Genomic DNA, 13,931 nt, shown 5'->3' on the forward strand with positions numbered 1-13,931 from the left:
GCCCAGGCCGTGGCCGGGGACGGTCCTGCGAGGTGACGGTCAGTCGCAGGGGAGCAGGGCGACGTCCGCCGGGGTGGGGCAGGGCGAGGTTCTCGTGGGGTTCCCAGATGACCATCTGGTGGGCGAACAGCACGCGGTCCGCTGCCGGGAAGGGGTCCTGGAACATGTCGCCCTCGTGAACGGTGATCCGGTCGGCGAGTCCGCTCTCCTCGATCCGGCGGCAGGCGAGGGGTGCGGTGGCGGGGATCTCCAGGATGGTGATCTCCAGGTAGGGGTGGGCGCGGGCCAGCGCGATGGCGTTGACCGCGTCGCCGCCGCCCACGTCGAGGACCGTCCTGGCGTCGGCGAACCCCTTGTGGGCCAGCAGGAGGGGGTTGGACAGTTCCGACCAGGCCCGCATGTAGCGGTAGAAGACGCGTTCGAGTTCCGGGTTCTCGGCGAACCGGTGGTACAGGTCGCGGCCGACGCCGCGGATCCGGCGCAGCCCGATGTTGGTGTTGTGCCGGAGGGATTCGGTGAAGTCGGCCTGGGCCTCGTAGACGATGTGCGCCTCGAAGGCTGCACCAGGTCGGATTCCGCTACCCGGGAGCGGACCGGGACGCCCTGCGGGGCGTCGACCTCACCCTGGAACCGGGCAGCACGGTGGCCCTGGTCGGCGAGAACGGCGCCGGCAAGACCACCCTGGTGAAGCTCCTCTGCCGACTGCACGAACCGGACAGCGGCACCATCACGGTGGACGGCACCGACCTGCGATCCGTGCCGCCGGCCACCTGGCGCGAGCAACTCTCGGCCTGCTTCCAGGACTTCGCCCGGTTCGAGCTGCTCGTCCGGGAGACGGTCGGGGTGGGCTCGCTGCCGGCAATGGCGGATGAGCGGCGGCTGCACGGCGCGCTGGAACGCGCCGATGCCGCGGCCGTGCCGCGCGCCCTGCCCGCCGGTCTGGACACCCAGCTCGGCCGCCGCTGGACCGGGGGCACCGACCTGTCACTGGGCCAGTGGCAACGCCTCGCACTGGCCCGCGCGTCGATGCGGCCCGCTCCCGTCCTGCTCGTGCTCGACGAGCCGAGCGCGAGCCTGGACGCCGCCTCCGAGCACGCGCTCTTCGCCCGGTTCGACGAGGCCTGGCGGATCGGCGCGCAGACCGGGGCGATCACCGTGCTGGTCTCGCACCGCTTCTCCACCGTCCGGATGGCCGACCGGATCGTCGTCCTGGCCGACGGCCGGATCACCGAGCAGGGCAGCCACGAACAACTGCTGGCGCGGGGCGGCGGCTACGCCCGGCTCTTCACCATCCAGGCCGAGGGCTACCGCTGACCGGGACGGCGGCCGACGGCCCCACGCCATCACCCGCACCGAGGAGGAACCGAACGTGATCGAGGATTTCCAACGGGAACTGACCGCCTCGCGGCGGGACCCCGGCGCCGCCCCCGAACTGCGGCGCAGGATGCGCCAGGACGGGTATCTGCTGCTGCGCGGCCTGCTTTCGGCCCGGCGGCTGACCGGCAGCAAGACGGGGCTGCTGGTCGAGATGTGCCGCCTGCGGCGTGCCGGTTCGAGACGCCCAGCGCACCTCGAACGACTTCCTGAAAACCTTGGACACACGTTCCTCCACTCCCTGGTCACTGCGTCCCGGATCCACCGAAGTGCGGGTCCGGGGAGCCGGTCACCGAGTCTCGGTGACGCCAACGGCGCCGGTGCGCCGAGCGTGCGGCTCGGGGCCTCGGCGCCGTCGGGGTTGTCACGGACTGCCCTGGGGCCGGCGCGGTGGTCAGCCGGCGCTGGGGGTCCAGTCGGCGGGCAGGCCGGACTGGGCGAAGACGGCGTTCAGGCTGTAGAAGTCCTGGTCGCGGGCGATCTCACCGTTCTCCAGGTCGAGCAGAGTGGCCAGCGGGACGGCGAACGGGGTGGGTGCGCCCTTGATGTGGCCGGCGTAGACGCCCTCGATGGTGATGCGAGCGCCACAGTGCGAGGCGTGGTTCACGGTGACCCGCACGTTCTCGATCCCGGCGTCGGTGCGGGCCTTCCAGCCGGAGATCTGGTCGCGGCCGGTCATGGTGACGCCGATTCCCTGGTCGGTGTAGGTGGCGTTCGGGGTGAACAGGGCGCCCAGGGCGGTCGGGTCGGTGCCGTTCCAGGCGGTGGCCCAGGCGGCGACGATCCGGTCGAGGTTCATGGCAGTGCCTTTCAACAGGTGGTTCGGTGACAGGGGTTCAGGAGGTGAGGACGACCTTGCCGGCGACCGTGCGGGATTCGGCGAGCGCCAGCGCCGCGCTTGCCTCGGTCAGCGGGAACCGGGCGGCGATCTGCGGGGTGAGCGCCCCGTCGGCCAGCAGCCTCAGTACCTGGGTGAGGTCCTCGCGCAGCCGGCCGCGGAAGGCTTCGAGGCGTCGCTTGCCGGCCCAGAAGTTGTAGAAGTGCGCGCTCCTGCCGTTGGGCAGGTGGTTCCACAAGGCCAGCTGGGCGACCGACCGCAGCACGGGCAGTCGGGAGTTGCCCTCCTCGTTCTTCGTGGCCGCCGTGCCGTAGGACACCAGGGTCCCGCCCCGGAGCAGCAGTCCCCACGACTCCGTCAGGCCGGGCCCGCCGACGTGGTCGAACACCGCGTCGACGCCGTGGGGCGCGATCTCTCGGATGCGCTGGTACATGTCCGGGTCGCGGTAGTCGACCGGGACGGCGCCCAGATCGCGCACGAGCGGGTGGTGACGGTCCGAGGCCGTCCCGATCACGTCGATGCCCGCGTGCCTGGCCAGTTGCACGAGGGTGGAACCGACGCCGCCGTTGGCGCCCAGGACCACGATCGTCGCGCCGCTGCGGACCTTGGCGATCCGGTGCAGCATCTGCCAGGCGGTGATGCCGTTGACCACCACGGTTTCCGCGGAGACGGCGTCCACTTCGTCCGGCACGGGAACGAGGTCCGCGGCGGCGACCAGCAGGTGACTGGCCCAGCCTCCGACCTTGGTGACCGCGGCGAAGCGCCGCCCGATCAGGTCGGCATCGGCCTGCGAGCCGGCGGCGGTGACCGTGCCGACCACGTCGTATCCGGGGACGAAGGGGAAGGGCGGCTGGTCGTAGTACTTGCCGCGGCGCATCTGCTGTTCGGCGAAGGACACGCCCGTCGCGTCCATTCGCAGGACGACCTCTCCCTCGGCCGGCGTGGGAAGTTCCCGGACCCGGACTTCGAGGCCGCTCGGCTCGACCTTCCCGGGCAGGACGATCTCGGTAGCGGTGGTGGTGAAGGGGCTGGCAAGCACGATGGGCTCCTGGTCCGGAACTTCCCTGACGCTCGTAAGCTTACGCATGTAAGTCTTGGGCCTGCAAGGTGAACGGCTGTAAGTTTTCCTACGTAAGACGACGACCCGGGAGAAGACATGTCCACACCCGCCTCAGCGAGGCCCGCCCGCTCTCGTAACCCCCGCGGGGAGGGGGGCCGCCTGCGCGAGGACGTCCTGGCCGCGGCGACCGAGCTCCTCGATGAGAGCGGCGACCAGAGCAGCGTCACCCTGCGATCCATCGCCCGCCGAGTAGGAGTGGCCGCCCCCTCGATCTACCGCCACTTTCCCGACCAGCCGAGCATCATGCTGGCCGTGGTGCAACAGGCCTTCGCCATGCTCGAGACCGAGTTGCGCAGCGCCCTGGACGCCGCGGGCAGTGACGCCAGAGGGCGGCTGGTCGCCCTCTGCAACGCCTACCTGGATTTCGCCGACCAGAACCCCGGCCGCTACCGCACCATGTTCGGCGGGGTCTGGATGCCCGACCTGGGCACCAGCTCGGTGACCGAGGACGACGTTTCCTCGTTGGGCGGGGAGAGCCTGACCCTGTTCGCCGACGCCCTCGACGACTGCGTCCGCGCGGGCCGCGCGACCAGCGACGACCCGGCCGCCGACGCCGTCGCCCTGTGGCTCGGCCTGCACGGGCTCGCCCACCAGCGGCTGGTGACCGTCGCCTTCCCGTGGCCGGCGGACATCGCCGAACGTCTCATCACCACGCTCGCCCACCTCGACGACGTGTAGCCGCGGGGGCGGCCAGGCCGCAGCGGGCGCCGTCTCGGTGCCCGGCCCGGCATGCGGACGCAAGCGTCCGCCGTTCACCCGGACCGCGCCGAAGACCGGCTGGGGGAAGTGGGCGCCCAGCAGCGGGATGCCGGCGTTCGTCGGGAGGTGCGTCCGGCGCAGGGCCGACGGCCCGGAAGGCGACGCCGCGCACCCGCCGGCCCTGCTCGACGGCCTCGTCCTGGAGCAGCCGGCCGTTCCCGAGCCCGGCGATCGGGCGCTATCCGGCTGCGCCCGGCGATCGGGCGCTACGCGGTCGGACCCTCTCGTCCACGGTCACGCCCCGTTCGGTGCCGGCTCGTCGCCGGCGGTCCGCAGGTCGCCGCTGTCGTGGACGGTCCTTCCGCCCACCAGCGTGCGCAGCACCTTGGTACCGGCGAGGTCGTCCTCCGGGCAGGTCACCGGATCGCGGTCCACGATCACCAGGTCCGCGTGGTTCCCCGGCGTGAGCGAGCCGATCCCGGACCAGCCGAGCACCTTCGCCGCCCCCGTCGTCCACATGCGCAGCGCCTCGGTGCGCGTGACCTTCTGGTCCGGGCCGTCGTTGCGGTGGTCGCTGCCCGCGAAGCGGTGGGTCTGCGCCAGTTCGATCTGCTCCCACGGGTTCTTCGGGCCCCAGTCGGAGCCGCCCGCGAGGTCGAGCCCGGTGTCGAGGAGACGGCGCAGCGGTTCGAGGTCGCGCCAGACGTGGGTGCCCATGCGCTCGCCGTACATCGTGCCCTTGCCCCAGGCGAATCCGGCGCTGGTGGTGACCTGGAAGCCGAGGTCGGCGTAGCGGCGGGCCTGTCGCGGTGTGATGGTGATGGCGTGCTGGAGGATCCAGCGCCGGTCGCGGAAGTCGTGTTCCCGGACAGCGCGTTCGGCGATGTCGAGGAAGTCGTCGTGCTCGCGCTGGGAGCCGACGCACACGTTGGCCCGGATGCCGTGGGCGGCGCAGAACCTGACGAAGGTCTCCTCCTTCTCCAGGGAGACGAACCGATGGCCTCGGGTGGGGCGGCCGAAGGGGTCCTGGTAGGGCTCGTAGGTCGCGAAGTGGCCGGAGAAGCAGGGGCCGCCGGGGCTGATGGTGAGTCCGTTGACGCGCAGCATGTCGTCGTTGCCGTCCGAGGCCTGGGCGGCGAACTGTTCGAGGCGGGCGGCGAATTCGTCGTGCGACAGGGGGTCGAACGGGTAGAAGATGACCGACTCGACGTCCAGCGTCGCCAGTACGCGAAGGGGCAGGGCGCCGGTCGCGCGCAGATGCCGGTAGAGCCCGATGTGTTCCGGTTCCATCGCGTGGCCCTCGTACACGGTGGTCACGCCCTGCGCCGTGTAGCGCGCCAGCTCCGCGGTGGTGCCGGCGACGGCGTTCGCCATGCTGAGCTTCGGCAGCTTGGTGAGGATCTGGCCCCAGAAGGGGTCGTAGGTGTAGTAGTTGGTGACGGGTCCGCGCAGGATTCCGGTGAGGTCGCCGGATTCGTTCTTGTCGATCTCGACGTCGCAGACCCGGTCGGGGATGAAGGCGGTGAGCCCGACGGCGCGCAGGCCCGCGCTGTTGAAGGCGACCACGTTGGGCATGCGCGGCGCCCACGCCTGGATCAGCACCGGGTGGAGGTCGGTCGCCGAGTCGAGGGTCCACCGGTCGGGCAGCCGCCGTTCGGCCAGGTCCCGTTCCGAGCGGCGGATGAAGTAGTGCGGCTCGCCGACCGGGGTGCACATGATCCATTCCCCGGCCGGCGTGGTCGCGGCCTTGGCCCGGATGCGCGCCACGATGTCCGCGTGGTCGACGGCGTCGGTGAGGTCGACGAGCCCGCCCGCGAGCATCCCGAAGTGCGCGACGTGCGGGTGGGTGTCGATCAGGCCGGGCATGATCACGCCGCCCCCGGCATCGATGTGGTGGGCGTCGGGCCCCGCCGCTCGCACCATCGCGTCCCGGTCCCCCACGGCGAGCACCCGCCCGCCGGACAGCACCAGCGCCTCGGCCTCGGCCTCGGGTGCGCTCGGATCGAGTGCGCGCACCCGTCCACCGGTGATGATCGTGTTGGTCACAGCTTCCCTCCGCGGTTCGACGGTGGTGCCTGATGCGGCACACCGTAACAGGGAATTTCTCCATATGGAGAAAATCTTGTGCCGATCACGCCGGTACGATCAGTTCCGTGACAACGCCCATGCGAGAGCCCCAGATGGACCGGGGGATCGCCCGTCGCGAATCCCTCCTGGACGCTGCGACCCGGCTGCTGGCGCGGGAAGGCGCGCGCGCCCTGACCCACCGGGCCATCGCGGCGGAGGCCGGCACCACCCACGGCATCGCCCGCTACTACTTCGGCACCCTCGACCAGTTGCTCGACGAAGCCCTGCGACGTCTGGCCACCCGACAGGTCGAGGAAGTGCGAGAACTGTTCCACCAGGTGCCGGACGTCGACGTTCCGCAGCGGATCACCCGCATCGTGCGGTACGTGACCGGCTCCCTGGCCCGTGACCGGGACTCCGGCATCGCCCGGTACGAGTTCTTCCTCGAAGTCGCCCGCCGCCCCCAGCTGCGGCCCACCCTCGACGAGTGGGGAGTCGCCCAGCGGTCGGCCTTCGCCGGCGAACTGCGCGGGGCCGGATCCGCGGACCCCGAGGCCGACGCCGCGGACCTGCTGACCGTCATCAACGGCCTGCTCCTGGAACAACTCGCCCTTCCCACCGATGACTTCGAAACCGCCCGGCTGCGACCGGCCGTCGCGCGGTTCTTCCCGGAGGGCTGAGGACGGGGGCAGCCGCGGCTCCGGCGCGGGACCGGCGAGGTGTGTGCCGGGGGCTGGGGGAGGGGCCGTCGAGGAAAGGGCGCAGGCCTGTCGGGCCAAGGTGTGCGGGAGCTGTTCGGTGATAGTGAGGGCGGGCCGGCGTCGTGGAGTCCGTCTCGACTGTCACCTTGCGTGGTCCCACAGTGCCTGCCGCGCCCGGGCGGTCTCCGCGTCCGGCATCGGCACGGAGTGCGCCCCGCTCCGCGGCTACAGCCGACGAAGGGGCGTCGAAGTCGGCTCCCATGGCTTCGACGCCCCTTCGCCGTGCCGGTACTCAGGGGCGCCCTTGACGAGCGGCGCACCAGGTGCGGAGTCCCGGGGGGAGGGTCACCAGGGTTCGGGGACCGCGATGGTGTCCCGCTGCTCGCCCGTGTAGAGGGAGGGCAGGAACCGCGACAGGAAGGTGAACTCGTTGTAGCAGTGCCTCAGCACTTCGCGGCCGAACTCGTCCGTGAAGGTCTCGGCCATCTGCTGTGGCGTCAGTTTGCCGACGAGGTCCACGCCGAAGTAGAAGTTGCTGCGCAGAGCGCTGCCCCAGGGCGTGTCGCGGCACAGGTGCATGAGCCGGTTGCCCAGGACCCGTCCGTCCTCGTCGCGTTCGGCGTCGAAGCCCATGCCGATGCGGCCGCAGACCGCGCCGGTGAGCCGGCCCTCGCTGCGTGCCTGCCGATAGGCGAGGGGAGTGAAGAACTCTTCCGGGTCGCGGAACTGGATGGCGATCTGCTGTGCGGGCAGATGTCCGAAGCGTTCCTCGGCGAGGTGGATCGAGCCGGGCAGTTCTCCTTCGACCCCTTCGGCCCAGTCGCTGGCGACGTGGTCGATCGGGTGCCACCAGATGTACTGCTGGGTGAGGGGCCGGGAACGGAACCACCACTCGAACATCTCGCCGCTGACGCCGTGCAGGTCGGTCCGGCAGGCGATGTGGAGGACTCCGTCGGCATCTCGCTCGAAGCCGGTCTCCAACGGCAGCGGAGTCGGGTCGAGCAGGGCGTCAAGGCCTGTGAATGGCATTTCTGTTCTCACTTTCGGTGTGTCATCGCGGGGTCGGGTGCGGCGGCCGGTGCGGCCGGCGTCCCGCGTGGTCAGGACCGGGGTGGGGCTTCGGCCGGGTGTGTGCGGAGCGCGTCCGCGTGAGCAGGGCGCGCGCCGCGCTCTCGGCCGCCACGATGGCCAGCAGGCCGAGCACTGCCGGCCGGCGTACCGCACGGGGGCGAGGGCTGATCAGTCGGCGTCCGTGTCGGGGGCGGGTCGGGTCCGTGCCCGGCGGGCGGGTGAGGCGAGCATGTGCCAGATGCCCCCGCCGATGAAGGCGCCGATCATCGGGGCGAGCAGGTAGATCCACAGATGGGTGGTGTTCCCGGACAGCAGCGCCGGGCCGAACTGCCGTGCGGGGTTGGCGGATCCGCCGCTGCGGGGGCCCAGCGACGCGATGATGAGGGCGGTGGCCAGGCCCACCGCGTACGGCAGCAACGGCAGGGAGGACGGACAGCGCAGGAAGGCGCCGAGCATGAGTGTCACGACGACGATGGCTCCGGCCTCCGCGGCGAGCACCGCGGCGGCGTTCCAGGTCGGCGCGGGCGCCACGGCCGAGTACGCGATGGGGGCGTGGCGGGCCGCGGCCCCCCAGGCGAGGCCTCCGAGCGCTGTGCCGGCCAGCGATCCGGCCGCCTGGGCGACGATGTAGGGGAGGACGGCCCGCCCGGGAAAGGCCCGGAGGAGCCACAGGGCCACGGTGATGGCGGGGTTCAGGTGCCCGCCGGAGTACCGCCCGGAAGGCGACAGGATGAGCGCGGTCAGCAGCGCGCCGACGAGCGCGCCGAGTACGACCGGGGCGAGGTCCGGGTTCCCGATCGCCATGGGGGAGTCGGGCGAGAGCAGCCATCGCATCGCGGTGACGACGAGGAAGAGCAGCAGCGCGGTGAGGCCGAACTCGTGTGCGGCGCGGCGCAGGGTGTGCCGGGCCGGGCGGGCTGCGGGCACTCGGCCGGTGAGGGCGGGCCGTAGCGGGGGAGAGGCCGGTGAGGGCTTCGGGAGGGGCGGAGCGGAGGGGAGCGGGTCCGGATTCGGGGGCGGTTTTCTGGTCCGCATGAGGGGCGACCTCGATGGTGTGGGGTGCGCGCCGCCGGGACTGCGGGGTGGGGAACCCGGCGGCGCGAGGGCTCCCCGCCGTCGTTCGGGCGTCGTCACCGAGCGGTGTGCGCGGCCTCCAGCCAGTTGAGGAACTCGCAGGCGAAGTGCCACTTGTGGCCGGTGAAGACGTGCTCGGGGGCGCTCGCGGGGAACTGGATCGTCAGGTGGATGCGCAGGCCGCGGGGGCCGTCGCCGAACTCGTGCATGACGCGGCAGATCTCGGTGCCGTCCGTGAGCCGGCCGGTGCCGCCGATCCGCACGGGGTAGGTCTCGTGGCCCTCGTCCTCGATCGCGACGCCGTCGTGGAAGGTGAGGAAGAAGCGCAGCGGTCCGGAGCCGATGGTTTCGATGATCTCGACCACGCCGTCGGCGGAGTCGGCGAGGTAGTGCTCCGGGTTGGCCGCGAGCAGCGCCTGCCGGTCGGCGCTCGCGAGCCGGCCCTGCCACCAGGTCAGGAACTCCTCGGCGGTGATCCCGTCGATCTCCATCTCGGTCACGGCGGACTTCCAGGCGCCGCCCGAGGCGTCCGGCAGCGGGGCCATGATCTCGTCCGCCGTCCGGAGGTCCTGGGCGAGCAGTTCCCGCATCGACTCGTCGCCGATCCGGTTCTTGAGCAGGGTGAGCGCGTTCCGGGCGCGGTCCAGCTCCCACTGGCGGATGTCGTCCCGGGTGTACTCCGTGCCGTCGATCACAGTCCGGACGGTCAGCGCGCCGTTCATGGCGTGCTCCTTTCGAGGGGATGGAACCCTTAAGCGGAGAATTTTTCTCCGCTTCTAGGACGATAACATAGGCGGAGAGGAATTCTCCGGTTCAGTGGGGCGACGGAAGGCGGCACATCATGCGGGCGGACGCGGCACGCAGCAGGCGGCGGATCCTCGACGCGGCCCGGGACGTCTTCCTGACGCACGGGCTCGACGCGCCGCTGGACCTGATCGTGCGCCGGGCCGGAATCGGGCCCGGCACGCTCTACCGGCGCTACCCCGACCGCGAAGCACTCGTCCGGGACCTCACCGGCGACCTGCTCACCCGCCTGGAGGGCGTGGCCGAGGCGGCCGCCGCGGAGGACGGCGACCCCTTCGAGGCCCTGCGCCGGTTCGTCCGCGGCGCCGCGGACCTGCGGATGGGAGCGGTCATCCCCGTCCTGCTCGAAGGCCTCGTCGTCGACGAGGAACTCGTCCGCGTCCGCACCAGGACCGTGAACACCGTCCAGGCCCTGGTCGACGCCGCGCACCGTTCGGGCCGGCTGCGCCACGACGTGGGCATGGGCGACCTCGTCCTGCTCTCGATCCGCCTCTCCCGCCCCCTGCCCGGCGGACTGGCCCGCCTCGACGCCGACGGCGACCTCCTGCACCGCCACCTCGACCTGGCCCTCGACGGCCTCGACACGGCACCGGCGACCGCGTCCGCGACAGGCCCCACGCCGGGCACTCCCCTGGGCTTCGCCGACCTCGTCGCCGCCGCCGACCGCCCGTCGGTCGACCGCCCGTCCGCCGACCGGGGGCCCACGGGCGGGTAGGTGATGTCGTCGGCCGCCCCGCTGTGCGGCCCGGACAGCCGGCGCTCCCACCTCGCGGGACCGTGGCGACACGGTGACAGCGGGCGCCCGGCGAACGCGCCGGCGCCGGTCCGGGAGGGCGCGGCCGTCATCGATACAAGGATGAAACGCCGTTACCGGAATCTGCCGGTACCGATGAACGGATGAGACTCCCCCCAGACGAGAACCTGACATCCCGCTTCTACGGTGCCGTGCATGTCACAAACACCTGGCCGGATCGACGGTCACCGCGACAGGATCCGTAGCCGAGCGCGCACCCGGATCGTCCTGACGACAGCCGTGTTGGCGGCGGGCACGGCGCTGGCCGCGCCCGCAGCGGCCGCCGGGCCCGCCGCGCAGGACGGGGCGGCCGCCACGAGCCGGGTGGTCGTCCATCCGGAGGCGGTCACGGCCGCGCAGCAGCAGGCCGTCCTGGACCACTGGACCCCCGAGCGGATGGCCGCCCTGACGACGCCGTCGTCCGGCAATCCGCCCAAGGCCGCTCCCGACGGCGCTCCGTGGACCGGCGTCGACGCCCTCGGCAGGACGGTGGGCAGACTCTTCTTCACCAATCACGGGGAGGACGAGAGCTGCACCGCGACCGTCGTGAACAGCGCCAACCGCAGCACCGTCGTCACGGCGGGGCACTGCGTCAACAGCCCTGACCTCCTCGGTGAGAACGACGAGTGGCTGTCGAACGAGATGTTCGTCCCGGGTTACCGCGACGGTCTCGCGCCGTACGGCAGGTTCGTCGCCCGCGCCGGGGTCGCCGACGCGACCTGGCTCCTCAACGACGAGCAGAACGCCCTGAAGTACGACGCGTACGACCAGGCGTTCCTGGTCCTGAACACCAACGCCGCGGGCGAACGCGTGCAGGACGCGGTCGGCGCCGCACAGCGCATCGGCTTCGACCGGCCGGGCAGCGCCCCGGTCCACGAGTTCGGCTATCCGCGCGAGGCCTCGGGCGATCCCACCCGCGCGGGACTGCCCGAGTACACCGGGGCCAGGCTCGCCCACTGCGTGGGGCGGACCCGCGAGTACCCCGGCACCGCCGAGCACCCGGAGCCCCGGGGTGAGTGGGGCGCCCCCTGCGTGATGGGCGGCGGCTCCAGTGGCGGTCCCCGCGTCGCCGACTTCGACCCGTTCTCCGGGATCGGCACGGTGGTGGGTGACAACACCCAGGGGGCCTTCTTCGACTCCTCGGGCCGAGTCTGCGCCCGCGGCGACGCCGCCTGCACCCGGTACCCGGTCGGCCCGCAGTTCACCTCCGCGATCACGAAGCCGCTGTACAAGGCCGCCGAACGCTCCTGAAGCGTCGGCCGAGCCGTGCTCGAAACAAACCGCACCCAACCGAGATCGGCGACGATGTCCACCACACACCGAGCGTTCCCCCGAACCTTCGCCGCCGCGGGAGTCCTCCTGCTGAGCGCGACCACGGCGGCCGTGCTGCCGCCGAACACGGCCTTCGCCGCGGAACGGGAATCCGTCACCACGCACTCCGGCGCCACGACCGAACAGGAGCGCAGCCGGATCGACGCCTACTGGACCCCCGAGCGGATGAAGCTGGCGGGCGCCATGGTCCCCGAGATCACCCCCGTGCCCGAGGACGACAACACGCCTGATGATCCGCGGCCGCTTCCCGCGAACACACCGGATCCCGGAGCCACCTGGACGCACGGCGGAGCGGTGAACAGGAGCGTCGGCCGGCTCTTCTTCACCTTCTCCGACGGCTACGACGGCAGTTGCACCGCAACGGTCGTCACCAGTGCGAACCGCAGCACCGCCATCACGGCGGCGCACTGTCTGAGGGGCGTCGGAGCCGCCGCCACCGACGCGACGTGGAACCACAATCTCTACTTCGTGCCCGGCTACCGCAACGGCACGAAGCCGCTCGGCGGCTTCAGCGTCAAGGAGGCGGCCACCTCCTCCCGCTGGGACGCCGATCCGGGCAGGACGACCTCGGCCGATGTCGCCGTCGCCGGCTACGACACGGGGATCCTCGTGGTGAACCCTTCGGCCGAGGGCCGACGGATCGCGGACGTCACGGGAAGCCAGCGGATCGCGTTCACCATGCCCGCCGAGGACGAGTTCGTCCACACCTTCGGGTACCCGAAGGACCGGCTCAACAACCCCGACGCCAAGTACGCCGGGTCACGCATGATCCATTGCGCCGGACCGGCCCGGCCCGGACCCCAGGCCCCTCTTCTGTGGGGTGAGTCCTGCGACATGTCGCACGGGGCGAGCGGCGGGCCCCACCTGGCACAGTTCGACACCCGGACCGGCACCGGCACCGTCGTCGGCGTCACCACCACCAGTGAGGACCTCGCGGGCGGCCCGGCCGACACGCTCTACGCCACGCGCCTCGGCGACAGCGCACACCGCCTCTACGCCTGGGCGCAGGGCCGCGCGGCCTGACTTCTCGTCCGGCCCTGTGCGGCCGGCCATCGGTGACCTCGGTGGCCGGCCGCACAGGCGGTGGCGATCAGGGGTTGTGCGCCCGGGTGATCGGGAGAGCCGTCAACCGGACGTGGACCGGGGCGCCGCAGGCGCCCCGTGGCCCGGCTCAGCCCGGCAGAACGTCCTCCAGTTCCGACAACTCCCGCGCGTCCAGGGTGAGTTCCGCAGCCCGGGCGGAGTCGGCGATGGAAGCCGGGCGACTGGATCCCGGTACCGGGATCACCGCCGGGGAGCGGGCGAGCAGCCAGGCCAGGGCGATCTGCTGGGGGCTGACGCCGCGTTCGGTGGCGATGCGGTGGAAGGCCGTGCCGAGGGAGGTGGCGCCGGAGGGGCCGTCGAGGGAGCTGCGGGAGATTCCGCCGAGTGGGCTCCAGGGCAGGAAGGCCAGCCCCAATCGTTCACTCAGTCGCAGCTCGGGCTCACTGTCGCGGACGGCGGGCGAGTACCGGTTCTGCACGGAGACGAGCCCGTGCCCGAGGATCCGGTGTGCCTGGCGGATCTGGGCGGTGGTGACGTTGGAGATGCCGGCGGCGCGGATGGTGCCGGCGTCGAGAAGCTCGCGCAGCGCGCCGACGGATTCCGCCCAGGGCACGGTCGGGTCCGGCTTGTGCAGCTGGTAGAGGCCGAGCGCGTCGACGCCCAGGCGCCTGACGGAGGCCTCAGCGGCCCGCTTGAGGTGGGCAGGGGTGGCGTCGACGGTCCAGCTTCCGTCGCCGGGGCGGCCGCGACCGCCCTTGGTGGCCACCAGGACGCGGGAGGTGTCGCTGCCGTAGCGGGCCAGGGCGCGGGCGATCAGCAGCTCGTTGTGGCCCGCCTCTCCGGCGTGCCAGTGGTAGCTGTCGGCGGTGTCGATGAGCGTGACGCCGGCGTCGAGGGCGGCGTGGACGGTGGCGATGGCCCGCGCCTCGTCCGGGCGGTGTTCGATGGACAGCGGCATGGCCCCCAGGCCGATGGCGCTGACCGCGGTGCCGGCGATGGTCCGGTACTGCATGG

The 13,931-nt window shown here is 71.9% G+C and carries 14 protein-coding genes; 6 read left to right on the forward strand and 8 right to left on the reverse strand.

The genetic code is table 11. The annotated features are described in order from the left end of the window. On the reverse strand, window positions 1-574 hold a 574-nt coding region (locus tag ACFRMQ_RS04135; RefSeq protein WP_380726765.1), incomplete at its 3' end, for a methyltransferase. Between the two features lie 29 nt (window positions 575-603). Here ACFRMQ_RS04135 and ACFRMQ_RS04140 point away from each other — a divergent pair. Continuing rightward, the gene (locus tag ACFRMQ_RS04140) at window positions 604-1,314 is read left to right on the forward strand and encodes an ATP-binding cassette domain-containing protein (RefSeq protein ID WP_380726767.1); all 711 of its coding nucleotides are present in this window, start codon (window positions 604-606) and stop codon (window positions 1,312-1,314) included. A gap of 454 nt (window positions 1,315-1,768) precedes the next feature. On the opposite strand, the gene ACFRMQ_RS04145 is transcribed toward ACFRMQ_RS04140, so the two are convergent. After that, window positions 1,769-2,173, reverse strand: a complete 405-nt coding sequence (locus ACFRMQ_RS04145; protein WP_380726683.1) for a nuclear transport factor 2 family protein — start codon at window positions 2,171-2,173, stop codon at window positions 1,769-1,771. A 37-nt stretch (window positions 2,174-2,210) separates the two neighbouring features. Further along, window positions 2,211-3,251, reverse strand: coding sequence for a medium chain dehydrogenase/reductase family protein (locus ACFRMQ_RS04150; protein ID WP_380726685.1), 1,041 nt, complete (start codon window positions 3,249-3,251; stop codon window positions 2,211-2,213). 117 nt (window positions 3,252-3,368) lie between these two features. Between ACFRMQ_RS04150 and ACFRMQ_RS04155 the strand changes: the two genes are divergently transcribed. Then, on the forward strand, window positions 3,369-4,010 hold the full coding sequence (locus tag ACFRMQ_RS04155; RefSeq protein WP_380726687.1) for a TetR/AcrR family transcriptional regulator: 642 nt from the start codon (window positions 3,369-3,371) through the stop codon (window positions 4,008-4,010). A gap of 315 nt (window positions 4,011-4,325) precedes the next feature. Here the strand turns inward: ACFRMQ_RS04155 and ACFRMQ_RS04160 are convergent, their stop codons facing one another. Beyond that, complete coding sequence (locus tag ACFRMQ_RS04160) at window positions 4,326-6,077, reverse strand: amidohydrolase (protein ID WP_380726689.1); 1,752 nt, start codon at window positions 6,075-6,077, stop codon at window positions 4,326-4,328. 107 nt (window positions 6,078-6,184) lie between these two features. On the opposite strand from ACFRMQ_RS04160, the gene ACFRMQ_RS04165 reads away from it, so the two are divergent. Further along, entirely contained in the window at window positions 6,185-6,778 is a 594-nt protein-coding gene (locus tag ACFRMQ_RS04165) for a TetR/AcrR family transcriptional regulator (RefSeq protein WP_380726691.1), read from the forward strand. A 366-nt stretch (window positions 6,779-7,144) separates the two neighbouring features. On the opposite strand, the gene ACFRMQ_RS04170 is transcribed toward ACFRMQ_RS04165, so the two are convergent. The 3 genes from ACFRMQ_RS04170 to ACFRMQ_RS04180 all read right to left on the reverse strand — a co-directional run bounded on the left by ACFRMQ_RS04170 (window position 7,145) and on the right by ACFRMQ_RS04180 (window position 9,666). Continuing rightward, window positions 7,145-7,828 carry a DAPG hydrolase family protein gene (locus ACFRMQ_RS04170; protein WP_380726693.1) on the reverse strand — a complete coding sequence of 228 codons (684 nt, stop codon included), beginning with the start codon at window positions 7,826-7,828 and terminating at the stop codon, window positions 7,145-7,147. Between the two features lie 210 nt (window positions 7,829-8,038). Continuing rightward, window positions 8,039-8,797 (reverse strand): aquaporin, encoded by a 759-nt coding sequence (locus tag ACFRMQ_RS04175; RefSeq protein WP_380726695.1) that lies wholly within the window; start codon window positions 8,795-8,797, stop codon window positions 8,039-8,041. Window positions 8,798-9,000: 203 nt separating this feature from the next. Next, window positions 9,001-9,666: a hypothetical protein gene (locus ACFRMQ_RS04180; RefSeq protein WP_380726697.1), complete on the reverse strand. Its 666-nt coding sequence runs from the start codon at window positions 9,664-9,666 to the stop codon at window positions 9,001-9,003. Between the two features lie 119 nt (window positions 9,667-9,785). Between ACFRMQ_RS04180 and ACFRMQ_RS04185 the strand changes: the two genes are divergently transcribed. The 3 genes from ACFRMQ_RS04185 (at window position 9,786) to ACFRMQ_RS04195 (ending at window position 12,896) form a co-directional block, all read left to right on the forward strand. Further along, window positions 9,786-10,463, forward strand: coding sequence for a TetR/AcrR family transcriptional regulator (locus ACFRMQ_RS04185; RefSeq protein ID WP_380726699.1), 678 nt, complete (start codon window positions 9,786-9,788; stop codon window positions 10,461-10,463). A gap of 234 nt (window positions 10,464-10,697) precedes the next feature. Next, window positions 10,698-11,792, forward strand: coding sequence for a trypsin-like serine peptidase (locus ACFRMQ_RS04190; protein WP_380726701.1), 1,095 nt, complete (start codon window positions 10,698-10,700; stop codon window positions 11,790-11,792). 54 nt (window positions 11,793-11,846) lie between these two features. Continuing rightward, window positions 11,847-12,896: a trypsin-like serine peptidase gene (locus ACFRMQ_RS04195; RefSeq protein ID WP_380726703.1), complete on the forward strand. Its 1,050-nt coding sequence runs from the start codon at window positions 11,847-11,849 to the stop codon at window positions 12,894-12,896. A gap of 148 nt (window positions 12,897-13,044) precedes the next feature. On the opposite strand, the gene ACFRMQ_RS04200 is transcribed toward ACFRMQ_RS04195, so the two are convergent. After that, entirely contained in the window at window positions 13,045-13,929 is an 885-nt protein-coding gene (locus ACFRMQ_RS04200; RefSeq protein ID WP_380726705.1) for an aldo/keto reductase, read from the reverse strand. Between the last annotated feature and the right edge of the window lie 2 nt (window positions 13,930-13,931).

Origin of the sequence: Kitasatospora sp. NPDC056783, assembly GCF_042789895.1 — a bacterium.
GTDB lineage: Bacteria > Actinomycetota > Actinomycetes > Streptomycetales > Streptomycetaceae > Kitasatospora.